This is a genomic window from Dactylosporangium sp. NPDC049140, assembly GCF_040648435.1.
In genome coordinates, this window is record NZ_JBEZDS010000006.1 from 163,716 (window position 1) to 188,893 (window position 25,178).

21 protein-coding genes are annotated in these 25,178 nt (G+C 74.0%); 13 read left to right on the plus strand and 8 right to left on the minus strand.

Annotated features, from left to right (window positions below; translation table 11 throughout):
- Positions 1 to 57: 57 nt before the first annotated feature.
- Genes AB0B76_RS12890 through AB0B76_RS12900 form a run of 3 tightly spaced genes read left to right on the plus strand, consistent with a single transcriptional unit; the run spans position 58 to position 4,198 of the window.
- The gene (locus tag AB0B76_RS12890) at positions 58 to 1,422 is read left to right on the plus strand and encodes a pectate lyase (protein ID WP_360374027.1); all 1,365 of its coding nucleotides are present in this window, start codon (positions 58 to 60) and stop codon (positions 1,420 to 1,422) included.
- A gap of 54 nt (positions 1,423 to 1,476) precedes the next feature.
- Positions 1,477 to 1,650, plus strand: coding sequence for a hypothetical protein (locus AB0B76_RS12895; RefSeq protein ID WP_360374029.1), 174 nt, complete (start codon positions 1,477 to 1,479; stop codon positions 1,648 to 1,650).
- A gap of 40 nt (positions 1,651 to 1,690) precedes the next feature.
- Entirely contained in the window at positions 1,691 to 4,198 is a 2,508-nt protein-coding gene (locus AB0B76_RS12900; protein WP_360374031.1) for an RNA repair domain-containing protein, read from the plus strand.
- Positions 4,199 to 4,223: 25 nt separating this feature from the next.
- Here the strand turns inward: AB0B76_RS12900 and AB0B76_RS12905 are convergent, their stop codons facing one another.
- Together AB0B76_RS12905 and AB0B76_RS12910 are read right to left on the minus strand one after the other, a co-directional pair.
- Positions 4,224 to 4,736: a hypothetical protein gene (locus tag AB0B76_RS12905; protein ID WP_360374033.1), complete on the minus strand. Its 513-nt coding sequence runs from the start codon at positions 4,734 to 4,736 to the stop codon at positions 4,224 to 4,226.
- Positions 4,733 to 5,221: a MarR family transcriptional regulator gene (locus AB0B76_RS12910; RefSeq protein WP_360374035.1), complete on the minus strand. Its 489-nt coding sequence runs from the start codon at positions 5,219 to 5,221 to the stop codon at positions 4,733 to 4,735. The genes AB0B76_RS12905 and AB0B76_RS12910 overlap by 4 nt, the downstream gene beginning before the upstream one ends.
- 1,144 nt (positions 5,222 to 6,365) lie before the next feature.
- Between AB0B76_RS12910 and AB0B76_RS12915 the strand changes: the two genes are divergently transcribed.
- From AB0B76_RS12915 to AB0B76_RS12940, 6 genes are all read left to right on the plus strand, one after another.
- Positions 6,366 to 6,986 (plus strand): FtsX-like permease family protein, encoded by a 621-nt coding sequence (locus AB0B76_RS12915; RefSeq protein ID WP_360374037.1) that lies wholly within the window; start codon positions 6,366 to 6,368, stop codon positions 6,984 to 6,986.
- Between the two features lie 260 nt (positions 6,987 to 7,246).
- Positions 7,247 to 9,232, plus strand: a complete 1,986-nt coding sequence (locus AB0B76_RS12920; protein WP_360374039.1) for a polysaccharide deacetylase family protein — start codon at positions 7,247 to 7,249, stop codon at positions 9,230 to 9,232.
- Between the two features lie 10 nt (positions 9,233 to 9,242).
- Positions 9,243 to 10,442, plus strand: coding sequence for a sensor histidine kinase (locus AB0B76_RS12925; protein ID WP_360374041.1), 1,200 nt, complete (start codon positions 9,243 to 9,245; stop codon positions 10,440 to 10,442).
- On the plus strand, positions 10,439 to 11,104 hold the full coding sequence (locus AB0B76_RS12930) for a response regulator transcription factor (RefSeq protein WP_360374043.1): 666 nt from the start codon (positions 10,439 to 10,441) through the stop codon (positions 11,102 to 11,104). The genes AB0B76_RS12925 and AB0B76_RS12930 overlap by 4 nt, the downstream gene beginning before the upstream one ends.
- A gap of 72 nt (positions 11,105 to 11,176) precedes the next feature.
- Positions 11,177 to 11,869: a class I SAM-dependent methyltransferase gene (locus AB0B76_RS12935; protein ID WP_360374045.1), complete on the plus strand. Its 693-nt coding sequence runs from the start codon at positions 11,177 to 11,179 to the stop codon at positions 11,867 to 11,869.
- Between the two features lie 52 nt (positions 11,870 to 11,921).
- Entirely contained in the window at positions 11,922 to 12,746 is an 825-nt protein-coding gene (locus AB0B76_RS12940; RefSeq protein ID WP_360374047.1) for an alpha/beta fold hydrolase, read from the plus strand.
- On the opposite strand, the gene AB0B76_RS12945 is transcribed toward AB0B76_RS12940, so the two are convergent.
- The gene (locus AB0B76_RS12945; protein WP_360374049.1) at positions 12,734 to 14,140 is read right to left on the minus strand and encodes an extracellular solute-binding protein; all 1,407 of its coding nucleotides are present in this window, start codon (positions 14,138 to 14,140) and stop codon (positions 12,734 to 12,736) included. The genes AB0B76_RS12940 and AB0B76_RS12945 overlap by 13 nt on opposite strands.
- The gene (locus tag AB0B76_RS12950; protein ID WP_360374051.1) at positions 14,130 to 16,094 is read right to left on the minus strand and encodes a substrate-binding domain-containing protein; all 1,965 of its coding nucleotides are present in this window, start codon (positions 16,092 to 16,094) and stop codon (positions 14,130 to 14,132) included. Before AB0B76_RS12950 ends, AB0B76_RS12945 begins: the two co-directional genes overlap by 11 nt.
- Before the next feature lie 20 nt (positions 16,095 to 16,114).
- Between AB0B76_RS12950 and AB0B76_RS12955 the strand changes: the two genes are divergently transcribed.
- Genes AB0B76_RS12955 through AB0B76_RS12965 form a run of 3 tightly spaced genes read left to right on the plus strand, consistent with a single transcriptional unit; the run spans position 16,115 to position 18,949 of the window.
- Positions 16,115 to 17,077 (plus strand): carbohydrate kinase family protein, encoded by a 963-nt coding sequence (locus AB0B76_RS12955; RefSeq protein WP_360374053.1) that lies wholly within the window; start codon positions 16,115 to 16,117, stop codon positions 17,075 to 17,077.
- A 24-nt stretch (positions 17,078 to 17,101) separates the two neighbouring features.
- Positions 17,102 to 17,791 carry an ElyC/SanA/YdcF family protein gene (locus AB0B76_RS12960; RefSeq protein ID WP_360374055.1) on the plus strand — a complete coding sequence of 230 codons (690 nt, stop codon included), beginning with the start codon at positions 17,102 to 17,104 and terminating at the stop codon, positions 17,789 to 17,791.
- Positions 17,792 to 17,851: 60 nt separating this feature from the next.
- On the plus strand, positions 17,852 to 18,949 hold the full coding sequence (locus tag AB0B76_RS12965) for a nitronate monooxygenase (RefSeq protein WP_360374057.1): 1,098 nt from the start codon (positions 17,852 to 17,854) through the stop codon (positions 18,947 to 18,949).
- Between the two features lie 3 nt (positions 18,950 to 18,952).
- Here the strand turns inward: AB0B76_RS12965 and AB0B76_RS12970 are convergent, their stop codons facing one another.
- Genes AB0B76_RS12970 through AB0B76_RS12980 form a run of 3 tightly spaced genes read right to left on the minus strand, consistent with a single transcriptional unit; the run spans position 18,953 to position 21,242 of the window.
- Positions 18,953 to 19,600 carry a response regulator transcription factor gene (locus tag AB0B76_RS12970; protein ID WP_360374059.1) on the minus strand — a complete coding sequence of 216 codons (648 nt, stop codon included), beginning with the start codon at positions 19,598 to 19,600 and terminating at the stop codon, positions 18,953 to 18,955.
- Complete coding sequence (locus AB0B76_RS12975) at positions 19,597 to 20,691, minus strand: histidine kinase (protein WP_360374061.1); 1,095 nt, start codon at positions 20,689 to 20,691, stop codon at positions 19,597 to 19,599. The genes AB0B76_RS12970 and AB0B76_RS12975 overlap by 4 nt, the downstream gene beginning before the upstream one ends.
- Positions 20,692 to 20,711: 20 nt before the next feature.
- On the minus strand, positions 20,712 to 21,242 hold the full coding sequence (locus tag AB0B76_RS12980; RefSeq protein ID WP_360374063.1) for a hypothetical protein: 531 nt from the start codon (positions 21,240 to 21,242) through the stop codon (positions 20,712 to 20,714).
- A gap of 79 nt (positions 21,243 to 21,321) precedes the next feature.
- On the opposite strand from AB0B76_RS12980, the gene AB0B76_RS12985 reads away from it, so the two are divergent.
- Positions 21,322 to 21,780, plus strand: coding sequence for a GNAT family N-acetyltransferase (locus AB0B76_RS12985; RefSeq protein ID WP_360374065.1), 459 nt, complete (start codon positions 21,322 to 21,324; stop codon positions 21,778 to 21,780).
- Here the strand turns inward: AB0B76_RS12985 and AB0B76_RS12990 are convergent.
- A complete protein-coding gene (locus AB0B76_RS12990; protein WP_360374067.1) occupies positions 21,759 to 25,175 on the minus strand; it encodes a BTAD domain-containing putative transcriptional regulator in 3,417 nt (1,138 codons plus the stop codon). The two genes, AB0B76_RS12985 and AB0B76_RS12990, sit on opposite strands and share 22 nt — an antisense overlap.
- Positions 25,176 to 25,178 lie beyond the last annotated feature (3 nt).

The following is a 25,178-nucleotide window of genomic DNA, read 5'->3' on the forward strand; positions in this document are numbered from 1 at the left end:
TGTCCCTGACCCGGAGGAAGCATGGAAACCCGCCCCAGGCGGCGCAGATGGCCCATCGTGGCCGCCGGCGCCGTCGCCTTCACGGCCTCGGCCGCGATCTTCTCGCAGATCGCGTTCGCGGCGACCCTCTTCAGCGACAACTTCGAGGACGGCGACACGAGCGGCTGGTCGAAGTCCGGCGGCACGTGGGCTGTCGTCTCCGACGGCTCCAGTGCGTTGCAGCAGAGCAACTCGGGCAGCGAGAACGCCCGCGAGTTCGCCGGTGACGCCGGCTGGACGAACTACACCGTCAGCGCCCGCGTGAAGCCGACCTCGCTCGCCAGCAACGGCCACGCCGCGCTGCTGGCCCGGTCCTCGAGCTCCACGACCTTCTACCGGCTCGCGCTGCTGCCCGGCAGCGTGCAGCTGCAGGCGGTCAGCAGCGGCTCGGTGACGGTGCTCGGGTCGGTCTCGCGCACGGTGAGCACCGGCACCTGGTACACCCTGTCGCTGACCGTCTCCGGCAGCAGCATCTCGGGCTCGGTCGACGGCTCCTCGGTCGGCTCCGGCTCGAGCTCGGTGGCCTCGAAGGGGCGCATCGGCGTGCAGACCGTCTACGCGGCGGCCTCGTTCGACGACGTGACGGTGAGCGACGCGGCCGGTCCCGGCCCGACGACCACCGGCCCGACGTCGACCAGGTCCCCGTCGCCGACGCCGACCGCGACCAAGTCGCCGACGCCCACCCCGACGGGTGGCGGCGGGAGCACCCCGACCGGCTCGTGGCCGAGCTCCACCGGCTCCGTCTCGGTCAGCGGCACGGTCTCCGTCAGCGGGACGCTCGACGGCGGCATGAAGCGGTACTGCTGCATCGGCGACGGCAGCCAGAGCGAGAGCCAGGACCCGATGTTCGAGCTCTCTGACGGCGCGACGCTGAAGAACGTCATCATCGGCTCCCCGGCCGGCGACGGCGTGCACTGCCTCGGCCGCTGCACCATCCAGAACGTGTGGTGGGAGGACGTGGGCGAGGACGCCGCGACCTTCCTGGGCACCAGCGGTGGCGACTCGTACGTCATCGGCGGCGGCGCCAAGTCCGCCTCCGACAAGGTGTTCCAGCACAACGGCAACGGCACCGTGCACATCAGCAACTTCTACGCCAGCGACATCGGCAAGCTGTACCGCGGCTGCGGCAACTGCACCAACCACTACGAGCGCCACGTGACCGTGGACAACGTGCTGCTGAACAAGGCGAAGTACGTGGTGGGCATCAACACGAACTGGGGCGACACCGCCACGCTGACCCGGGTCGTGGTGCAGGGCTCCTCGAGCATCCACGTCTGCGCCGAGTACCAGGGCGTGGCGAAGGGCAGCGAGCCGACGTATCTCGGTGACGGGATGGGCGACGGCCACTGCAACTTCAGCTCGTCGGACATCACCTACCAGTAACCGTGGGCGACCGCGGCGCCCGGCTCCGGGCGCCGCGGTCTACCATCGACGGTCATGACGCCGACCCCCACGCTCGATCCGAACGACCCGGCGGTGCAGGCCGGCGAGCTGTTCGGGCGGCTGCTGATACCGTGCTGCTGCTTCATGGTGATCGTCTGCCTCGTCGCCGTGCTCGTGATCCTGCTGCGGCGGCGCAAGGACCGGCGGGAGCACCAGCAGTACCGTTAATCGTTCGCGGCCGTATCATCGCGCGGCCTAGGCTCAAGGTATGAGACCCGTGCAGGACGTCGTCTCACGGATCCGGTACGACGCCGGTCTCGACGCGGCCCGCTTCTCGGTCGGCTACGAGGAGCGCGGGGCCGGAATCCGGGAGACGCCGCTGCTCGCGTTCGTCGGCGGCGGGGACGTGCCGTGGCACCGGGTGCGGTACGTCAAGGCCGGCGCGGTCGTCGTCTGGGACCGCCAGGCGCGCGTCGACCTCGTTTTCGGCCCCGGCGCCGCCGACCTGGCCGCGCTGACGGCGGCCGTTGTGGAGCAGGGGCCGGCTTCCGCCGCGCGGACGATCTCGGCGTTCGACGCCGCGGCCTGCCTGCGCTTCGATCCCGCGGCCGCGCAGTGGGTTCCGGCCGGGCCGGCCGCGCCCGTGCACGCCGACGCGATCCAGGTGGCCACGTTCAATGTGCTGTCGGACGCGTACGACCGGGAACTGACCTATCCCGAGCGCCGCGTCCCCGCCTGCGTCGACCTGCTCGAGGGGCTCGGCGCCGACGTCGTCGGGCTGCACGAGGTCACGCACGAGCTCTGGGCGGCGCTGCTCGCGTCACCGTGGGTGCGGGCGGGCTACTGCGTCTCGGCCGGGCCCGACGCCGAGATCGGCTACGGGACCACACTCATCGCCCGGTGGCCGCTCACGCTGGAGGTCCATCGGCTCTCGGCGTACAAGCGGCTCGTCCTCGGCCACACCGTGCTCAACGGCCGCGCCGTCGGGTTCTTGGCCGCCCACCTGACCAGCGACCACACCGAGGGGGCCGAGCAGCGGCGCGGGCACCAGCTGCGGGTCATCGCCGAGCGCCTGGACCGCGGCGACCTCGACGCCGCCGTCGTGCTCACCGACCTCAACGCGGGCGACGACGCCGCCCCGGCCGTGCCCGGCTACACCGACGCCTGGCGCGCGGTACACCCGCACGACGCCGGTTTCACGTTCGACCCCGCGGTGAACCCGCTCGCCGCGGTCGCCTCCCGCACCGGGCGCGCCGGCCGCCTCGACCGCATCCTCGTGCGCGGCGACCTCGCGCCGGTGGTCGCCGAGCGCTTCGGCGACCACCCGTTCGCGCAGGACGACGGCATTCCGCAGTACGTCTCCGACCACTTCGGCGTCACCGCGCTGCTGCAGCCGGCCCGGCCGACGCTCGCCGCCGCGCCGGTGCACACCTCGGCGCTGGTCGTCCGCCCGCCGGAGTCCGTCTGGGCGCAGATCCAGGCCGTGCGGGCGGTGCACGACCCGGCGTACCACCGCTGGATGCCCCACATCAACCTCGTCTACGGCTTCGTGCCCGAGTCCGGCTTCGCCGAGGCCGCCACGCTTGTCGCCGACGCCGTGGCGGGCACCGGGCCGATCCGCGTGCGCCTGGCCACGGTGCGCCGCTTCGAGCACCGCGGCTCCACGACCGTCTGGGTCGAGCCGTCGCCCACCGAGGCCCTGCGCCGCCTGCAGAGCGCCCTGGCCGCGCGGTTCCCCGGGTGTACCGCGGACAGGTACACGCCGCACCTGACCATCGCGAAGCTGACGGGCCCGGCGACCGAGTCCATGTTCGCCGCCCTGCGCCGCGAGTGGAAGCCGATCGAGTTCACCGTGACCGCCGTGGACCTCATCAGCCGCCGCGGCGACGAGCCGTTCGCCGTGCGCCGCACTGTGCCGCTGACGACGGGCCACGACGCGGCGCGCCTGCTCGTCGAGGACGCGTGCGCGGCGGTGCGCCCGGGCTCCCGCGTGCACGTCGTCGGCTCGGTCCGCCTCGGCGTCGCCACCGAGGACACCGACCTGGACCTGGTGTGGGTGTCGCCGCCCGCGCCCGGCGACCCGCTCGCAGCCCTGGCCGCGGTCCTCCCGGGCGCGCGGGTGGCCGGCGCGATCGTGCCGGTGGTCCGCGCGGCCGTGGCCGGCGTGAGCGTCGACGTCCAGCACGTGCCCGCGGTCGCCGACACCCTGCTGGACGACGCCGGGCGCCGGGCGCTGCTCGCGATCCGCGACGCCGACGCGCTCGTGGAGGGCCTGGACGTCGCGCTCTTCCGCTCGCTGCTGACGCGGGTCCGCCGCTGGGCCCGCGAACGCGAGCTGGACGGCGCGGCGTGGGGGCTGGTGGGCGGCTTCAGCTGGGCCGTGCTCGTGTCCGAGGCGATGCGGCACAACGTCACGGACCTCGACGCCTTCCTGCGCCACTGCGCAACCCATCCACGGCGGCCGCGGTCGGGGGACCGGCACGCGTACTGGCCGGTGTACTCGCCCACGCCGCCGGGGGTAAACACCACGCGGACGATGACCCGGTCCACGGCGGCGCTGGTTTCGGCGGCGTTCGGCGGCGGGGGGCTGCCGGAGCCGTGGCGGCACTCGCGGTTGGTGACGCTGCCGGCGGCCGACGATCTGGATGGGCGGGTGCTCGGGGTGATTCTGGCGCTCGAGGATGCGGGGGCTTCGGTTCGGCCGTATCCGCGGCGGCGGCAGCTCGGCATCGACGGGGGGTCGGCCTCCGCCGTCGCGGCGGTGCTTTCGTTGTAGTCAGCGGTGCTTCATCGCCGATCGTCTACCCACGATCCCGGGCGGCCGTACCGGCAGGCAACCGGATCATCGGCGACACCAAGACGACGATGACGGTCGCCTCCGCGGTGCAGGACAACGCCCAGAACAACAGTTCCCACACCTGGACCCGCAACGGCTCGTGCAGCAGGTTGAACGGGGCGAGGAACTCGAAGAACAACGCGGACAGGAACCACAGGGTCAAGGCGAGGCGCCACAGTTGCGCCACCACCCGGTCCGGCCACGCCGCGGCGACCGAGCGGTACAGCAGCGTGTGGCCGATGGCGAAGGCCACAAACCCGGCAAGGATGAGGTACGGCCGGGTGACGATGAACGGCAGGGGCTCGATGGTCTTGTATACGGCGATGACCTTGGGGCTCTGCGTCGCGGGGTTGAACAGCATCCCGGTCTGGCCCTGGTGGGAGCCGCCGAGCAGGCCGAAGGTACTGAAGTTGACCAGGGACAGGGCCAACCCGGCGGCGGCCCCGGCTATCAGCGTACGGACGATGGGAGTCTTCACGATCTGGTCCTCTCGTCCCGTCGTGCCCGCCGTCGCGGGTCGCGGGTGGTGGCGGGAAGCAGTTGCTGAAGATCTCGGATGAACGCCCCGGCTCGTTCGCCAAGTGGGGCCAGGAACTGTTGGTGTGCTTCGCCGACCGTTACCGCGGCGTGTTGGAACGTGGCACGCCCGTCGTCGGTGAGCGCCATCCGCGCGGTCCGACCGTCGGCCGGGTCGGGCACCGCAACCACCAGCCCGGCCGCAGCCAGTGCCCGCGCGGTCTTGGAGACCAGCATCTGGTCCAGGCCGCCCTGGTCGGCCAACTCGCGCTGGGTGGGGCTGTCGCCATCGCGGGAGTGCCAGGACAGCAGCGCGAGCAGCACGTACTCGGTGTGGGTCAGCCCCAGCGGCCGCAGCGCCGCGCCGGCCTGTGCCCGCCAAGCCATCGTGAGCCGCCACAGCAGAAAGCCCGCGTTCTCCTGCGGCCCACCGCGCTGATCGGTCATAGCGCAGATGCTAAACATGTTTAGCATCTCTGGCAAGGCACGATCCAAGCGACCTCAACCGCGCACCTCGAAGCCCCGCAGGGTGGCGCGGCATGGCCGGCACTACCTCCGCCGAGGCCACCTCGAACATTGGCCAGCATCTACATAACAATCCCGGGCTGGACTTTGGGGCTGCCCGACGACGCTCGGCCGATGGTGGCGGGAGCTTGCGCTCCCGCAACGTGTAAGCGTGGTCCCGGTTCGTTGTTGCGCACGGTTATTCCTCTTGGCCGTGGTTTGCCGGTGGGTTCGTGCGGGTCGTCATTCGGTGGTCCCGGATTTGTGCGCTATTTGAAGTGGGACGGCGGGTTTCTGGGTGGGTTGGGATAATTGTTTTGTGGTGGGGCAGATATCGTTGTTCAGTCGGGCGCAAGTGGCTGCTATGCGGGATCGGACTCGGGCGCGGAATTGGTCGCCTTCTCGGGATGCGTTTCGGCGAGAATGCAAGGAGCGTCGGTACTGGGGGCTTCGGCGGCGGTATGCGGAGAAGCTTCGGCGGGAATACGGCAGCGAGGCGGCTGGGTATGCGAGCTTCGCTCGGCGGGCGGCGGAGGCGAAGGCGGGCTACGAGCGGCGGGCGGCGGCTGCCCTTGCGCCGGATCCGGCAGGGCCGTCGGTTGACCAAGCCGAATGTTCCGTGCCGCCGGGTCCGCCGGTTGACCAAGCGGAGTGTTCCGTGCCGCCGGGTCCGCCGGTTGACCAAGCGGAGTGTTCCGTGCCGCCGGGTCCGCCGGTTGACCAAGCGGAGTGTTCCGTCCCGCCGGGTCCGCCGGTTGAGAAGACCGAACCTCTCGTCCTGCGGGTTCCGGCGGTTGAGCGGGGTTTTGGTCCGTCCTGCCGGATCCGCCGGTTGAGCGGGCCGAATGCGCCGTCCCGTCGGATGGGCAGCCTGTGGAACGTGCCATTGCCGACGACGATGGCGATCCGGGGCCGCGGCAGAGTGTGGACGGTTTTGAGCGGCCTGGCCCAACGCCATTGCGCAGCCCGTGCCGGCGGAACCGAAAGTCGATGTCATTCCGCCATTTGAGCCACAGGCCCTGGGTGGCTGACAATTCGGGGCTTTACCGTCCACCTCGTCGACCCGCGCCGCGACGAGCCGCTCGTCGTGCCGGGGTACTACGCGCCGACCGCCCGCTCGACCGAGTTCTGCGCCATCTCGCCCGAGGCGGTGCGCCGGGCCGGCCTGGACAGCGCCGTCGTCGGCATCGTCGCCGCCATCACCCGGACGCCGACCACGGCCGAGTCCGACGCGTTCGGCGAGCGCCTGGCCCACCTCGGGCACGGCTACCAGGGCGACATCATCGGCGCGCGCAACTCGGGCGTGACCCTGATCGTGCTGCTGCTCGCGATCGCCGCCGCCGTCATCACGCTCGGCGCGGCCGGCATCGCCACCGGACTGTCCGCCGTGGACAGCCGGCCCGACCACGCGACGCTCGGCGCCGTCGGGGCCTCCCCGGGCGTGCGGCGGCGCCTGGCCCTGAGCCGCGCGGGCCTCATCGCCGGGCTCGGCTCGCTGCTCGGCGGTGCTGGCGGCCTCGGCGCCGGCGCGGCGGTGCTGGCGGCGCTGAACGGCGGGAGCGTGCTGCACTGGCCGTCGGAGCCGCCGATACCGTTCACGCCGCCGTGGCCGAGCCTGGCCGTCACGCTCGTGGTGGTACCGCTCATCGCCATGGCCGCGGGCGGCCTGCTGACCCGCGCGCGGCTGCCGGTCGAGCGGCGGCTGTAGCGGCGGCCGCGGCACCTCGACCACGAGCCGCGCGGCGCGGCGCCATCACGTTCGGGTGATATGCGAAGTCACCCTCGGCGCGTGGGGATTAATCCGAACGTGCATGAAACCGAGGGCTAAATTGCGAACGGGCGCAGGTCAGGACCGCGCCCCCTCGAACTGTCGTGATGGGGCCCTCACGTTGCGTTGACGCGACCTGCAGGCGATTGGTCCGATACCCCGTCCGAAGTTGCTCACGGTGACGATTGGGGTACCGACACGTGCGGCTGTCCAGACTACTCATCGGCACGGTCCTCGCGGCCGTCGTGGCATCGCTGCTGCCCGGCGTCACGGCGTTCGCGGTCGGGGCCAACCTGATCGGCAACCCCTCGGCGGAAACCGCCTCCGGCTCCGGCCCGGCGAGCTGGACCTTCGACAAGTGGGGCACCAACCAGGCCACGCCGAGCTGGAAGGCCGGTGGCAAGGACGGTCAGAAGAGCCTCGCCGTCACCATGACGTCGCGCACGTCCGGCGACGCCAAATGGATGTCGGCGCCGGTCACGGTCAAGCCGGGCACCAAGTACGTCGTCTCGGACTGGTACATCGGCGACGTGCTGACCACGCTCGAGATCCTCTACACCAACGCCGCCGGCAAGCAGACGTTCGTGTGGCTCGCCGACGCGCCCGTCTCGGCCGCGTGGAAGCAGCTGTCGGTCGAGTTCACCACGCCCGCCGACGCGGTGAAGGCGTCCGTGTACCACGTGCTGGCCAGGAAGGGCAGCCTGCAGACCGACCTGTACTTCCTCGCCGAGTCCGGCGCGGCCGACCCGACGCCGACGCCGGCCTCGGTCCAGCTGACCGCGCCCGCCGACGGCGCCACCGTCACCGGCACCCAGCAGGTCGCCGCCACCGCCAGCAGCGACGTGCTCGGCGTCAAGTTCGCCGTCGACGGCACCGACCTGGGCGCCGAGGACAGCACCGCGCCGTTCACCGCCAGCTGGGACACGAAGAAGGCGGCCAACGGCGCGCACACCGTCACCGCCACGGCGCGGACGGCCTCCAGCGGTGCCGCCGCGACGTCGAAGGTCACCGTGACCGTCAACAACACGACGACCACGCCGCCGCCGACGACGCCGGGCAACCTCATCGCCAACCCGTCGGTCGAGACCGCCAACGGCACCGCGCCCTCGGGCTGGAGCAGCTCCACCTGGGGCACGAACACCACCGCGTTCAGCTACCTCAGCACCGGGCACACCGGCAGCCGCAGCGTGAAGACGCAGATCACGAAGTACACCAGCGGCGACTCGAAGTGGAGCCCGGCCGCGGTCACCGTCACGCCCGGCCAGACCTACCAGTACTCCAACTGGTACCAGTCCAACGCCGACAGCGAGATCGACGTCGAGGTCACCATGGCCGACGGCTCGCAGCAGTACGCGTACCTCGCGGCCGCCCCGGCCTCCGCGGCGTGGGCGAAGGTCGGCGCGCAGTACACCGTCCCCGCGGGCGCCACCAAGATCACCGTGTTCCAGGTGCTCGCGAAGGTCGGCTGGGTCACCGCGGACGACTTCAGCCTCGGCGAGTACACCCCGGCGCAGCTCAACCGGGCGCTGATCAGCCTCACGTTCGACGACGGCTGGAAGTCGCAGTACACCGCCGGCGTGCCGCTGCTGGACAAGTACCAGACGCCGTCGACGTTCTACCTGCTCACGAGCACCATCACGTACCCGGACTACATGACCCAGGCCGAGATGGGCGACCTCGTCAACCACCGGGCCGAGATCGCGTCGCACACCGTCACCCACCCGCACCTGCCGACGCTGACCGCCGTCCAGGTCGACAGCGAGCTCAAGGACAGCCAGGCGAGCCTGCGGTCCTGGTACGGCGCCGGGGTGGCGAAGAACTTCGCGACGCCGTACGGCGAGTACAACGCGACAGTGCTCGCCAAGAGCAAGCTGTACTACCGCTCGCACCGCTCCACCGACGAGGGGTACAACACCAAGGACAGCACCGACGTCTACAACATCAAGGTGCAGAACATCCTCGACACCACGACCCCGGCCCAGGTCGGGCTGTGGATCGACCAGGCGCTGCGGGACAGGTCGTGGCTGGTGCTGGTGTACCACGAGGTCGACGCGACCGCCGAGGACCCGACCTACGCCGTCTCGCCCGCCAACCTCGAGGCCGAGCTGAAGCTGATCCAGCAGAAGGCCATCACGGCGAAGACCGTCGACCAGGCCCTCGACGAGGTGGTACCGCAGCTGGCATAGCATGACCGTCGTGGGGTGGATCGCGCGCGGCCTGTGGGGGCTCATCGCCGCCAAGGATCCCGCGGTCCACCCCAGGACCCGGCTCGGCCGTTCGCTGCCGCTCGTCGGCGCGATCGGCGGGCTGCTGTCGGGGCTGCTGGCGTTCCAGTACTACAACGGCAACGTCCCCGAGGCCGGCAGCCGCCACTGGATGCAGGTCATCGCCTGCTCGGTGCTCGTCGGCGCCCCGATCGGGCTGGTCGCCACCCGGCCGCTGCTGGCCTGGCGCCTCGCGTTCCTCTCGGCCATCTACACCAGCCTCGCCCTGCAGATCCAGCAGGGCACCCCGTGGCCGTTCCAGCCGGTGCAGATCCTCAGCTACCCGCTCATCCTCGCGGTCGTGGCGATCCGGCACCACCGCGCGATCGTCGTCTGGGTCGGCATCAGCGCGTTCCTGCTGGTCGTCGTCTACGTCAACCCCGCCAACGTCGCCGGGCTCCTGCTGCTCGTGCTGGCCATCCTCGTCATCGGCGACCAGATCCGCCGCCGCCGCGAGGTGCAGCGCGAGCTCGCGGCCGAGGCCGAGCGCACCGAGATCGCCCAGGCCCGGCGCACCGTCGCCGAGGAGCGCAACCGCATCGCCCGCGAGATGCACGACATCGTCGCCCACCACATGTCGCTGATCGCGGTGCGGGCCGAGACCGCCGTCTACCGCATCGAGGGCGTGCCGCCGGCCGTGGCGGAAGAGCTTCAGGCCATCGCCGGTACCTCGCGCGAGGCCCTCACCGAGATGCGCCGCCTGCTCGGCGTGCTGCGCGACGACTCCGTCCCGCTCACCGAGCCCCAGCCGACCATGGACGAGCTCTCCGGGCTGGTCCGGGAGGCGCGCGCGGCCGGGGTGCAGGTCGAGTACTCGCCGGCGCCCGGCATCGAGGTGCCGCCCGGCGTCGGGCTGGCCGCCTACCGCATCGTGCAGGAGGCGCTGTCCAACGCCCGCCGGCACGCGGCCGGGGCGCCCGTCGCCATCGTCATCTTCCGCGACAAGGAGGAGCTGCGGGTCTTCGTGCGCAACGAGCCCACCGGCGGCCCGCCCGCCCCGGAGGGCAAGGGCGGCCACGGGCTCATCGGCATGCAGGAACGCGCCGCCGCCATCGGCGGGACCCTGCGCGCCGGCCCGGCCGCCGACGGCGGCTACGAGGTCGTCGCCACGCTGCCCCTGGGAGAGGCATGATCAAGATTCTCATCGTCGACGACCAGGCGATGGTCCGGCAGGGCTTCGCCGCGCTGCTGGCCGCCCAGCCCGACTTCACCGTCGTCGGCGACGCCCCCGACGGCGAGCAGGGCGTGACCCTGGCCCGGGAGCGGGCGCCCGACGTGGTCCTCATGGACATCCGCATGCCCGTCCTCGACGGGCTGCAGGCCACCCGCCGCATCCTCGGCGTCGGCCCCGGCCTGCACCGGCCCCGGGTGCTCATCCTCACCACGTTCGACCTCGACGACTACGTCTTCGAGGCGCTGCGCGCCGGCGCGTCGGGCTTCCTGCTCAAGGACGCCCCCGCGGCCGAGCTCGTCAACGCGGTCCGGGTGGTCGCGGCCGGCGACGGGCTGCTCGCGCCCTCGGTGACCCGCAAGCTCATCGAGGAGTTCGCGGCCCGCCCCCGCGCGGTCACCCACCAGCCGGCCCGGCTGCGGGAGCTGACCCCGCGCGAGCTCGAGGTGCTGCGGCTGATCGCCCGCGGCCAGTCCAACGCCGAGATCGCCGAGACCCTCGTCGTGGCCGAGCAGACCGTGAAGACCCACGTGAGCCGCGTGCTGCAGAAGCTCGACCTGCGCGACCGCGCCCAGGCCGTCGTCTTCGCCTACGAGGCCGGGGTCGTGACCGCGGGAGAGTAGTACCCCGGTACCCCCGGCCCCTGGCTCCGCGGAGTGACGACCGGGCCGGGTCCGCGGCTCTAACTTGCGCGCATGTACTCCGTCGAGACGATCATCGCCTGGTACCGCGAGCACGCCGACGCCCTGCGCGCCGCCCGCGAGGAGCAGCGCGAGCTGCTCGCGGCCCGCCCGATGCGCCCGAAGCTGGACGACATCGAGGCCGAGATCAGCTACCTCACCGTGCGGGCGCTGCGCCCGCACACCGTGGTCGAGATCGGTTCGTACCACGGCTGGTCCACGTCGTGGCTGCTGCGCGCCCTGCGCGACAACGGCGACGGCGTGCTGCACACCTACGACCGGGTCGACCACGCCACGCGCAGCCTGCCCGACGAGCTGACCCGCACCCGCTGGCGGTTCGTGCGCGGCGACGTGCGCGCGGCCGAGCTGCCCGGCGACCCCGGCTTCGTGTTCGTCGACGCCCTGCACACGGCCGGGTTCGCCCGCTGGTACACCGCCGGGCTCTTCGACCATCTCAAGCCGGGCGTGGCCGTGGCCGTGCACGACGTGTACCACGGCCGCCGCCCCTGGCCCGGCAGCGAGGGCGCGGTGCTGCTGCGCTGGCTGCGGGAGCGCGGCATCGCGCACCTCACCGCGTCCCGGCACGGCGACCCGGACCTGCGCGACCACCTGACCGGCGTGAAGCGCCGGCTGCGCATGGCGGCCCCCGTGCACGCCGGCACCCATGACCCGATGGCCTTCTTCAGTACCGTGGAACTAGCCGGATAACGGCGCCGCGGTATGACGATCCGGGCCCGGCCGGCTTCCTACGTTCCTCGGCATGAAGTCCAACGGTGCTCAGCTGTCGCCCAAGGCGTTGTCATTGAGAACGCTGCTGCTGCTCCCGGTCGTCGCCGCCGCCCTGACCGTCTTCGGCCCCACGCACGCCCCGGCGACGCCGGCGCCGCTGCCGATCCAGAGCGTCCGCCTCGCCGACGGCCGCGCCCTGGAGATCGTGGGCGACCTGGGCCGCGCGCACACCGTCGTGGTGCTCGTCCCCGGCGTGGACACGACCGCGGCGAACTTCGACCGCGGGCTCGGCGGTGTGCAGCGGCGCGCGCCCGCGTGGCAGGCGCACCAGCTGTACGACGCGATCGGGGACCCGGCGGTCGCCGTCGTGGCGTGGCTCGGCTACCACCCGCCGCACGGCGTCGGGCTCGACGCGGCCCGCGAGGATCTCGCCTCGGCCGGCGCGGCCGCGTTGCGGGAGTTCGTGTCGCGGCTGCCCGGCGAGCGGATCGTGGTCGTCGGGCACAGCTACGGCTCGACCGTCGCCGGGCTCGCCGCGCACCGGCTCGACCCGCGGGTCACCGACATCGTCGCGCTGGGCAGCCCCGGCATGGGCGTCGAGCGGGCCGCGGACCTGCACACCACCGCGCACGTCTGGGCCGGCACCGCGGCCAACGACTGGACCCGGCGCATCCCGGGCGTGCGCATCGCCGGGGCCGGGCACGGCGCGCACCCCTACGAGGCCGCGTTCGGCGCCACCGCGATCCCGGTCGGCGGCGTCGACGGGCACGACGGGTACTTCGTGCCCGGCACCGAGAGCCTGTCCGCGCTCGCCGGCGTCGTCGAAGGTACCGACGCCGCGGCTCAGCGTTTGTAGCCCTTGAGGGCCGCCTCCAGCCGGGCCTTTGCGTCGGCCGGGAGCTGGCCGCCGTCGGCGAGGGCGGCGCGGACGACCGCGCGGAACGTCTCGGAGAACTGCGCGTAGTGCGGGGTCACCGGGCGGGTGCGGGCCGAGCGGATCGCCTCGAGCAGCGTCGGGGCGTACCGGTAGCGCTGCAGCACCTGGGCGTCGCGGTACACGATCTCGCGGGTGGCCGCGAAACCGCCGCGCTCGAACAGGATCTGCTGGCTGCGCTCGCTGGTGAGGAACTCGATGAGCTGCCGGGCCGCGTTCGGGTGCCGGCTGTGGGCCGACACCGCGAGGTTCTGCCCGCCCAGCGCGCTCGGCCCGGGCAGCCGGGTCACCTCGAACCGGACCGCCGGGCGGGTGTCGGACGCGCTCGGCGCGGGGCTCGCCGCCGTCGACGGCCGGGCCGCGGCCAGGTCGGCCGGCGGGTCCAGGGCCCGATGGGCGACCGGCCAGTTGCGCATGAACAGCACCTTGCCCTCGGCGAACGCCTGGGTCGCGGCCTGCTCGTCGAAGCTCGCCGACTCCGGCAGGATCACCTGCGGCGACGACCGGCTCAGGCCGGCCGCGAGCCGGTTCAGGCCGTCCTGGGCCTCCTTGGAGTCGATGACGACGTTGCCGTCGCCGTCGACCACGTCGCCGCCCGCGCCCCAGATCGCCTCCAGCGCGTTGACGGTCAGGCCCTCGTAGTCGGCGAGCTGGCCGGTGTACCCGGCGCCCGGACGCGCGCCGTCGCCGGACAGCGCGCCGAAGCCGGTCAGCACCGACTGGGCCGCGGCGACCAGCTGGGGCCAGCTCGTCGGCGGGGTGCCCACGTAGTCGTCGCGGTAGTACAGCAGCCCGGCGTCGGTGTTGAACGGCAGCGCCCAGAGCTTGCCGTCGTAGCGGCACGTGGCCAGCGGCGCCCCCAGGAAACCCGTCGTGTCGGCGTCCAGTTCGCGGATGTACCCCTGGGAGGCGAACTCCGCCGTCCAGGTCACGTCGAGGTTGTAGATGTCGGCGTCGCCCCGGCCGCCGCCCTGCGCCCGGGCGACCATCTCGCTGCGCTGGGCGTCGGCGACCGCGGCGAGCTCCTCGATGCGGGCCGGGCTGCGCGGGTGCAGCGCGTTCCACTGGTCGACGAGGGCCTGGCGCTGGTTGCCATACCCGTCGTCGCGCCCGCTGAGGATGACGAGCTCGCCGTCCTCGGCCGCGCCGTCGCCGGCGAACCACGGCACCACGAACGCACTGACGAGCAGCGTGACGGCGACGCCGGCGGCGATGCCGAGCGCGACGAGCTCGGCCCGGGGCCGCCGCTTCGGCCACGCGGGCCGCCACTTCGGCTTCTTGTCCACTATGGACGCTGCGGACCCGTCAACCGCCATTCGCGGGCTCACCTCCCCAGAGCAGGCCGAACAGGTCCTGCAGGATGTCGCCGATCGAGCCGGTCGCGGCGTCGTAGCACGCGCCGCCGGTGTGCGCGGTGATGTCGCGCAGCCCGAACGCGCCGCAGCTCGCCTCGCCGATCGCGATGACGAACACGCGCACGCCCTTGCCGCGCACGAGGGCGTCGACCCCCGCCGGGTCCACGCCGCTGGTGTCGTTGCCGTCGGTCAGCACGACCAGCCCGGCGATCTGCTCGTCGAGGCCGCGGGCGGCGTCGTCCACCCCGCCGGCGATGGTCTGCAGCAACGGCGTGTCGCCGCCGGGCTTCACCTGGGCGAGCGCGTCGACGGCGGCCTTGGCCCGCGGTACACCGGCGATGGGCACGTCGGCCCGGCCGAGCGGCACGATGTCGCGGGTGTTCGGGAACACCCGCAGCCCGAACTCGTCGCGGCCGCTCATCAGGTCGAGGGCCCGCCCGACGCCGGCCGAGGCCACCTGGAAGCGCGTCTGGCGGCCGTCGGCGAGGGTCTGCATGGAGCCGGACACGTCCATGGCGAGCAGGACCCGGCCCGGGCGCCGGGCCTGGGAGTACCGCAGCAGCGTCGTCCGGACGGTGTCGGGCGGCGGCGGGCGGCGCTCGAACGCGACCCCGGCGTGCGCGCCGAAGCGGTCCGTGAGCGGGTCGGCCACGTCGAACAGCGGCGGCGGCCGCAGCGCCGAGCGGACCAGGGCGCGCTTGCCGTCGTCGCGGCCCAGCCAGCCCTCGAGGTCGCGGACCGCGGCGGTGGCCGTGGCCGCGGTGGTGTCCCAGCCGAGGCGCACGAGCGGATGGTCGGCGCCGACCGTGTCGGCCGGATAGAAGGCGACGAGGGCCTGGTCGCGGTCGGGCGGGCCCTGGTCGAGCCCGCAGCCGAGGCCCTGGTTGAACCGGACCAGGGCCTGCTCGGTGGTGAGCACCGCGGCCCGGTGCGGGTCGCCGGCGCGCTTGCGGCACAGCAGCTCGGTGCTGTCGCCGAGCGGGAATCCACCCGCGTCGAGGGAGCGCTCGATGCGCTGCTCGATCGCGCGGGCGCCCGGGGCGTCGGCCTTCGTCCGGTCGTACAGCACCGTCGTGGCCAGCGCCCCCGCCCCCGACACCGACGGGTCCGGGCGCAGCACGTCCCAGCCGCGGCGCACCACCTCGTCCCACAGCTGCTTCCAGGTCAGCTCCGCGCGCCGCTCGGCGAGGTCGTCGGGCAGCGCGGCCGCGGGCACCCCGAGCACCACGGGGGAGGCGGCGACGACCCGCTGCTCGGCGATCGGCACCGGCACCGCGAAGCGCGCGGCCGCGTCCCGGGCCGCGTCCACGTCGGCGGTGGAGTCGGGCAGCCACACGTCGGGCCGCGGCCCGATCTGCCCCAGCGCGTCGTTGCTCCAGCCGCTGCCGATCGCCTCGCGGGCGTCGTCGGGGCGGGCCGCGAACACGTACAGCTCGGCGGTCGGGCACCCGTGGTTCGCCGCCGCCGTGGCCGACTCGTAGGCGTCGGCGAGCTCGCGTACCGCATCCAGCTGCTCCTGCGAGGTGAGCACCCGCACCGCGGCGGGCCGCTCGCACCCGCGCCACCAGCGCTTGGCGAAGTCGACGGCCGGCGGCACGACGTAGCCGACCGCCAGCGCGGTGAGGCACAGCCCGCCGACGAAGGCCAGCACCCGCGGCCGCAGCAGCGTGCCCAGCTTCTGCAGCACGTCGCCGGACCAGTGCAGCAGCGACTCGAACAGGCCGGCGGCGAAGAGCCCGCCGAGGCCGCCGATGATCGAGCCGCCGATGAGCATCGCCCAGCGCGTGAACGACGCCGGCTGGCCCGTGGACAGCTGCTGCAGCGCGATCCCGGCCCCGGTGAACAGCGCGACCAGGATCGACACCAGCGGCCGGGCGGACTCACGGCCGTTCCCGTCGTCCCCCGAGCCGGCCATGGTCTCCATCATGCCCCTCGATGCCCAGCCGCGCCGTCTATGCTTCGGCGGTGGTCGACTTCGACGTGCTGGTGCTGGGGGGAGCGGGCGTGGACACCATCGTCCGCGTGCCCGAGCTCGCCCTGCCCGACAGCGACAACCTGCCGGTGCCGCCGATCCGCGACTACGTCGCCCACTCCGGCAACGGCGTGGCGCTCGGGTTCCACGCGCTGGGCCTGCGCACCCGGTTCGCCGACGTGCTCGGCGACGACGAGCAGGGCGCGCTGATCCGGGCCCGCCACGCGGTGCTCGGCCTCGACGGCGTCTTCATCCCGGCGCCGAACGGCACCCCGCGCAGCGTGAACCTCGTCGACGCGGCCGGGCGCCGGTTCTCCTTCTTCGACGGGCGCCACCCGGACGGGTACGTCTTCCCGGAGGACTTCTACCTCCCGCTGGTCGAGAAGGCGGCCCACGTGCACGTCGCCACCCAGCGCACGCCCGCCGTCTGGGCGGCCGCCCGCGAGCTGGGCATCTCGACCTCGACGGACGTGCACGCCTGGGACGGCGAGGCCGGCTGGGCGTGGCCGATGGCGGGCGAGGCGGACCTGGTGTTCCTCTCCTCGGCGGCCGCGGCCGACCGGATCGACGACGTCATGCGCCGCATCCTCACCGAGGGCCGCGCCTCGGTCGTGGTGGCCACCGAGGGCGACGCCGGCTGCCGGGTGCTCGCCGAGTGGTCGGGCCCGGCGCCGCTGCGCTTCCCCGTCGCGGCGCTGGAGCGGCCCGCCGTCGACTCCAACGGCGCCGGCGACGCGTTCAGCACCGCCTTCATGAGCCGCTGGCTGCACGGGCGCCCGCTGCCCGAGTGCGCGCTCGCGGGCGCCGTGTCGGGCGCGTTCGCCTGCGGCGCCGAGGGCACCCACCAGGAGCTCATCGCCGAGGCCGACCTGGCCGCCGCGATGGCCCGGGCGGCGCCGTCCTGGGGCCCGCGCTTGTCGGATTAGCGTCGTTCTGTTGGAATTCCGCGGGTGAACGCGATCCTCGGGGGAATGTGGCGGGCATATCTGCGGCGTGTGGTGCGGCTGGGGTTCGCGGCGGCGATCGTGGTCGGCGTCCTGACGGCCGAGAGCAGCATGTGGCTGCGGACGGCGGCCGACGGGCACATCTTCACCGTCGCCGACGTGCCGGCGGCCCCGGTCGCCATGGTGCTCGGCGCCCAGGTGTACGACGACGGGACGCCCTCGCCCTTCCTGGAGGCGCGGCTGGAGCTCGCGCGGCAGCTGTACGCCGCGGGCAAGGTCAAGGCGATCCTGGTCTCCGGCGACCACATGGACTGGGGGTACGACGAGCCCGGCAACATGTGGCTGTGGCTCAACGCCCACGGCGTCCCGGCCGGCCGGATCATCGAGGACCACGCGGGCTTCGACACGTACGACTCCTGCGCCCGGGCCAAGCGCGTCTTCGGCGTCGATAAGATGATCATCGTCACCCAGGCGTTCCACCTGGAGCGCGCCGTGACGCTGTGCCGCCACCTCGGCGTGGACGCGACGGGCGTGGGCGACACGACGATGGCCCGCTTCCGGGCGCCGTGGCTGCAGGCCTCGGCGCGCGAGTACGGCGCGGCGGACAAGGCCGCGTGGGACGTGCTGTCGGGGCGCGACCCGGTGTTCCTCGGCCGGCCCGAGACCTCGGTGCAGGAAGCCCTCGACCAGGGCTGATCCGTGCCCGGTTTCGCCCCCGTCTTCGGGGTTCGCCGCCGGCGGGGGATGATCGGGGGCATGACCTCGTTGCTGGGCGTTGCCTCACCCGTGATCGCCGCCCCCATGGCCGGCGGCCCGACGACCACGGCCCTGGTGACGGCGGCGGCCCGCGCCGGCAGCCTTGGTTTCCTGGCCGCGGGCTACCGGACCGCGGCGGAACTGGCCGCCCAGCTGGACGAGGTGGACGGCCCCTACGGCGTGAACGTCTTCGCCCCGAACCCGGTCCCGGTCGACCCGGCCGAGTTCCGCGCCTACGCCCGGATCCTGCAGCGCGAGGCCGACGTCTACGGCCTGGACCTGGCGAACGCCGAGATCACCGAGCACGACGACGACTGGTCGGCGAAGATCGACCTGCTCCTGTCCCGCCCGGTCCCGCTGGTCTCCTTCACGTTCGCCCTGCCCCCGGCGGCCACCGTGGCCGCCCTGCGCCGGGCCGGCACCGTGGTCCTGCAGACCGTGACGTCCACCGCGGAGGCGCGAGCCGCCGCCGAGCTGGGCTTCGACGGCCTGATCGTGCAGTCCTCGGAGGCCGGCGCGCACTCGGGCACCTTCACGCCGACGATCATCCCGCGCGACGTTCCGCTCACGGACCTGGTGCGCGCCGTCCAGGGCGTGGTCGACCTTCCCGTGATCGCCGCGGGCGGCGTGGGCACCGCCGACGACGTGGTCGCGACCCTGGAGGCGGGCGCCGAGACCGTGATGGTGGGCACCGCCCTGCTGCGCACGGACGAGAGCGGCGCGTCGGCGGTACACAAGACGACGCTGGCCGAGGCGGCCACCCGCGCCGTCCGCGCCGAGGCCGGCGACGAGAGCGCCCGGGACGACGCCGGCGACGGGCTCGTCGGGACCGGGATCTGGTCCACCGTGGACACGGTGATCACGCGGGCGTTCAGCGGCCGGCCCGCCCGGGCCCTGCGCAACGGCTTCGTCGACCGCCACGACGGCGAGGCGCCCTCGGGCTACCCCGCGGTCCACTACCTCACGACCCCGCTGCGCCGGGCCGCCGCGCGCGCGAACGACGCCGACCGGGTCAACCTGTGGGCCGGGACGGGCTTCCGCTTCGCCACGGACGGTCCCGCCGCCGACGTCCTCCGCCGGCTCGCCAGCCGGGCCTGACCGTCACGAGGCCAGGCCGCGCTCGAAGGCGTAGCGGACGGCCTGGGCGCGGTCGCGCACGCCGATCTTCGCGAACAGGCGGTTGATGTGCGACTTCACCGTGACCTCGGTGACGTACAGGCGCTCGGCGATCTCACGGTTCGACAGGCCCGCGGCGATCAGGCTCAGCACCTCGGTCTCGCGGGCGGTCAGGCCCTCCGCGACGGGCGGGGGCGGTGCCGCGGACGAGGACTGCACGGCCGCGGCCAGGAGGCGCTGCTGCACCTTCGGGTCCAGCACCGACTGGCCCGCCGCGGCCGCGCGGATGGCCTGGGCGATCTGGACCCGGCCCGCGTCCTTCGTCAGGTAGCCCAGCGCGCCCGCCTGCAGGGCCGTCAGGATGTCGTCGTCGTCGGCGAACGTCGTCAGGACCACCACCCGGGTCTCGGGGTGCGCGGCGCGGATCGCGCCCGTGGCCGCCACGCCGTCCATGCGCGGCATGCGCAGGTCCATCAGCACCACGTCCGGGCTGTGCCGCGCCACCAGCTCCAGCGCCGCCTCGCCGTCCGCGGCCTCGCCCACCACCTCGACGTCGTCGAGCAGGCTCAGCATCAGGGCCAGCCCCTCCCGCACGGCGGTCTGATCGTCGGCCACCACAACCCGGATGCTCATCCGGGCATCCTCACATCCACCAGCCAGCCGTCGTCCGACGGCCCGGCCGCGAACGCCCCGCCGGCCAGCTCGGCGCGCTCGCGCAGGCCGGTCAGGCCGTACCCGGACGACAACCCCGTCGTCGGCGGCCCGGCCGGGCCGTGGTTGCGCACGGTGAGGCGGATCTCGGCGTCGCCGTACTCGAGCCGGACGTCGACCGAGCTGCCCGGCGCGTGCTTGCGGACGTTCGTGAGCGCCTCCTGCGCGGAGCGGTACAGCGCCAGGCCCGTCTCGGCGGTCACGTCGCGCGGCTCGCCCAGCAGCGCGAAGTCCGCGTCGGCGGTGAGCTCGCGCAGCAGCTCCGGCAGCGGCACGGGATCGCCGCGCAGGGCGCTCACGGCGCGCCGCGTCTCGGTGAGGCCGTCGCGGGCCAGGCGGCCGGCGCGGTCGACGATCACCGCGGCGTCCGCGGCCCGGTCGCGCTCCAGCAGCGCGGCCGCCGTCTCCAGCTGCAGGGACAGGGCGGAGAGGGAGTGGGCGAGCACGTCGTGGATCTCGCGGGCCAGCCTCGCCCGCTCGGCCAGCGCGGCCGCCTTGGCCTGCTCGCCGGCCAGGAGCTCGTTCTGCTCGGCGCGGGCCTCGCGCTCCCGGCGGACGTTGCCCAGCAGGAACAGCAGGAGCATCGCGCCGGCCCAGATGACTATCGACTCCAGCGGGGAGCCGGCGATCGTGTGCGCGACGACCAGCAGGACCGCGCCGGCGCCGGTGAGCACCGCGGCGGTCGTCAGCGGCAGCGACGCGCACGCGATGGTGACCCCGGCGAGGGCGAAGACGGCGCCGTAGCCGCCCGGGCGGGCCAGGGTCAGTTCGAACCCGGCCAGCATGCAGGCGGCGATGGTGTACGGCTGCCAGCGCGGGGCCCCGAACCGCAGCGTCATCGCGGTCCACGCCGCCCCGCCGAACACGATGCCGGCGAGCAGGGCGAGGCCCCGGCCGGAGAGCCCGGGCCGGGGTTCGTCCTGGAACATCGCGATGACCACGATCGTCAGGATGATCAGGGAGCGCAGCTGGCGGTACCGGGCGACGCGGCGCGCGGTGACGAACTCGAACACCGGACCAGTCTGCGCCATGCTCAGACCCGGCCGATGAAGTCACCGCGGCGGGCGGCCCGCCGGGCGCCCTGCGGGGCGAACGGGGCGCCGGTGGCGATGGCGCGCCGGCCGACGATCGCGGCCTCGCCGAGGAAGCTCAGGCCGAGCACGAGCAGCAGGCCGGCCGAGAGCACCGCCGCGTCGGCGTGCAGGGAGCGCCCGGCGAGCGTCTGGCCGACCCGCAGCACGATGAGGGCGACCCACACGCCGATGGTGACGAGCGTGTAGCGGTACCACACGTGGCCCTGCTGCACGAACACCTTCACGGTCAGGCCCCGCACGATGCCGCCGATCACCGCGAGCACCGCCCCGGCGCCGAGCACCGCGCCGTCGATGACCGGGTGCTTGGCCGCGGTGGCGAAGTCGACCTGAGCGAGGGTGTAGCCGCCGGCGACGATGAGCAGCAGCGGCGGGACGATCAGGCGCCGGGCCGCGAGCGGCTCCCCGATGTACCGGCGGACCATGAGCAGGACGATGACGGCGACGGCGATCAGCAGCGTGGTCGTGTTCATGGCGAGAACGGTATTGATCGGCGTCCGCGAGCGCCGCCACCCACGGTTGGAACCCTGGGTGGAGATTAGTATCCAACCCGTGGCGGAGTGGATCATCCGGGAGCGGCCGTGGGACGACCCGGCCGGGGCGGCCCTGCGGGCCGAGCAGGTGGCGGAGCTCGACGCGCGGTACGGCGGCGGGGAGCACGAACCCGGCGCCGCCCCGAGCGCGGACGACGTCGACGTCTTCCTGGTCGCCGAGCGCGACGGCGCACCGGTCGGCTGCGGGGCGCTGCGGCGGCTGGACGGTTCCAGCGCCGAGATCAAGCGGATGTACGTCACCCCGCCCGCCCGCGGCACGGGTGTCGCCACGGCGCTGCTGCGCGCCCTCGAACGCCACGCGGCCGGGCGCGGCTGGCCGCGGCTGCGCCTGGAGACCGGCACCGAGCAGCCCGACGCGCGGCGGTTCTACGAGCGGGAGGGGTACCGCCAGATCCCGCTCTTCGGGGTTTACCAGGGCTCCGAGCTGTCCGTCTGTTACGAGCGCACGATCAGCTGAGCCCGGGCCAGCGCGCGGGCGTGGTGCAGCTCGCCGGCCCGCCGCAGCGCCGCATCGGCCCAGGTGGTGTCGCCGGTCGCCAGGGCCCGCAGGCGGAGCAGGTCCGGCTCGGCGAACGCGCTCTGCCCGGTCAGCCCGGCCTCGAGCGCGGCGGCCGTGACCGCGGCGGCCTCGTCGCGCCGGTCGAGCGCCAGCAGGGCGTCGGCGTAGAGGGCCTCGAGCCGCCCGAAGCGGCGCATGGCGTCGCCGAGGTGCTCGCGCGCGGCGGCCATGCGCTCGAGCCCGGCCGGGTCGCCGGTGCGCACCTCCGCCCAGCCCAGCACCAGCCCGGCGAGGCTGCGGTACTCCCGGTGCCCGCCCCGCTCCGCCAGCCCGAGGGTGTCCCGGGCCGCCGCCGCGGCCGCCTCGGGATCGTCGCGGTCGGCGGCCACGACGGCGGTGAAATGCGCGACGTACATGTCCAGGAACAGCTCGCCGACCCGCGCCGCCCGCGCCCGGGCCGCGCGGAGGTGGGCCTGGGCCGTGTCGTCGTCGCCGAGCATGCCGCAGGCGATCGCGGCCGGGGCCAGCGCGCCGATGACCGGGTCCCAGTTGACGATCGGGAACACCGGCAGGTCACCGCCGGGCAGCGCGTCGAGCGCGTTCTCGAAGTGCGCGTAGGCCCGTGGCAGGTCCGGCACGGTCAGCGCGGCGTGGCCCTCGTGCACCTCGGCGACGACCGCGGCCCACGGGTCGGCGGGGCCGTGCGCGGGGGAGCGGGCGACCGACACGGCCCGCCGCACGTCGCCGGCGGCGGTGTGGAAGGAGGCGTACCCCCACAGCGCCGGCAGCACGTCGAGCACCGGCCGTCCCCGCAGGCGCAGCAGCAGCGGCTCCATGGCGGCGTACTGCTCGGCGGCGACCGGCGCGAGGTACCCGTCGCTGGCCTGGCGCATGTACGCCAGCCGGATGCGCAGGTCGAGCTCGGCGACGTCGCGCCGCTCGCTCGCCGGGGCGGCACGCAGCCGCTCCAGGCCCTCGTCGAGCAGCTCCGAGGCCTGCTCGTGCGCGGTGCGGTCGTACGCCTCGCGGGCCGCCGCGGCCAGGGCCGGCACCACGTCGTAGGGCGAGAGCACCGGCAGCGCGGCCCGCAGGTGCCCGGCCAGCTGGGCCGCGGTGCCCAGGCCGGTGTCGCGCAGCGCCTGGGCGGCCCGGGCGTGCAGCCGGGCCCGGCGCAGCGGCCCCAGGTCCTGGTACGCGGTCTGGCGCACCAGATCGTGGGAGAACCGCAGCAGGCCGGGGTCGTCGGTGGCGGTCAGCAGCCCGGCGACGACGGCGGTGTCGAGCGTGTCGAACAGGTCCAGCTCGTCGATCTGCACGACGTCGCGCAGCACCGGCACGGCCACGTCGCGCCCGAGCACCGCGGCGACCGCGAGCACGGCGTTGACCTGGCCGGGGAGCTTCGCCAGGCGGCGGCGGAGCACCTCCTGGACCCGCACCGGCACGTGCTCGGGCGACAGGGTGTGCTCGGCGACGAGCACGCGCAGCAGCTCGACGACGAAGAACGGGTTGCCGCCGGTGCGGTCGGCCAGCATGTCGACGGTCGCCTCGGGCACCTCGCCGCCGGTGACCGAGCGCGCCAGCGCGGCGATGCCGTCGGGGCCGAGGCCGTCCAGCGGCATCCGGACCGCGGCCGGGCCGGCGACCAGCTCGGCGAGCACGCCGGCGAGGGGCGCGTCGGGGGCCAGCTCGGCCTCCCGGTACCCGACGGCCAGCAGCATCCGGCGGCCCCGCAACGCCTTGGCGAACATGGTGAGCAGCACCGTGGAGGGCGCGTCGAGCCAGTGGGCGTCGTCGAGTACCAGCACCAGCGGCACGTTCCCGGCGAGCCGCCCGAGGCCGTCGACGATGCCGCGCAGCAGCCGGGAGCGCGCCATCTCGGGGTCGGCGATCCGCTCGGCGGCCGGGAGGGCCAGCACGTCGGCGAGGGTGGGGTCGAGGACGGCGGGCAGGTTGCCGTAGGGCGCGAAGGCCTCGGCCAGGGCGGCGGCCGCGGGCTCGCTGCTCGCGATGGCGCACAGGATCTGGGCCCAGGGCAGGAACACGGGCGGCGCCTCGCCGTCGACGCCGGAGCCGGCGCCGACGAAGCCCCGGGCGCGGGCGGCGACCTCGCGCAGCAGGGCCGACTTGCCGATGCCGGGGGCGCCGGAGACGAGCAGCAGCCGGCCGTGGCCCGCGGCGGCCTCGGCGAGGAGGCGGTCGACGGTGCGCAGCTCGGGGTCGCGGCCGACGAGTTCGTCGCCGTCGTCGATTTCCGACATGCTCCGCATGTCGGAAATTTCGGTAACGCCCGGAGGAAAGGACGGCGCAGTGGTGATGGCGGTGGCGGCAGGAGTGCTGGTGGGCGCGGCTGGGGCTGTGGTGGTGGCGAGGGTGGCGGGTGCGGACGCGGGGAGGGCGGTGGGTGTGGGGGTGGCGGTGGCGATGGCGGCGGCGGCGGCGGTGGTGGTGGGAGCAGCGGTGGTGGCGGAGGTCTGGGTGGCGAAGGTGGCCGGCGCGGCGGTGGGTGTCGTGGCGGTGGGCGCGGTGGCCGAGGTGGGTGTCGTGGTGGTCTGCGCGGCGGTGGGTGCCGCAGCGGGTGGCGTGGCCGCCGCGGTGGCGGGTGCCGCTTCCAGGTGCGGGGCCTGGCGCAGGATCTCCTGGGCCAGTTGCTGCAGCGCCGGCCCCGGCTCGATGCCCAGTTCCTCGGTGAGGCCGCGGCGCGCGCGGGCGTACGCCGACATCGCGTCCGCCTGCCGGCCGCCGCGGTACAGCGCCAGCATGAGCTGCCCCCACAGCCGCTCCCGGTAGGGGGCCTCGGCCAGGGCGGACTCGGTGCGGTACACCACCTCGGGCGCGCGGCCGAGGGCGAGCAGGGCGTCCGAGTGCCGTTCGATCGCGGTCAGCCGCAGTTCGACCAGGCGGCTGCGTTCGGCGCGGGCCAGGGCCGACTCGCCGAGCTCCGGCAGCGGGTCGCCGCGCCAGAGGTCCAGGGCCTCGCTCAGCGCCGGCAGGACGTCCGCGGGCTCGCCGGTGCGCTCCACGGCGGCGGCGAAGCGGGCGGCGTCGACGGACTCGGCCGGCACCTGCAGCACGTAGCCGGGCGAGCGGCTGACCAGCACCGCCGAGCGGTCGCGGGCGGTGCGGCCGGGCTCGAGGGCGCGGCGCAGGCGGGAGACGTACGCCTGCAGGGACGCGATCGCGCGCTCCGGCGGCTCGTCGGCCCACAGTTCGTCGATGAGGCGCTGCACGGAGACGACCCGGCCGGGCTGGGTGGCGAGCATCGCCAGCACGGCGCGTTGTTTCGGGGTGCCGGTGTCGACCGGGGCGCCGGCGTTGTCGACCTCGAGCGGGCCCAGGATGCGGAACTGCAGCATGCG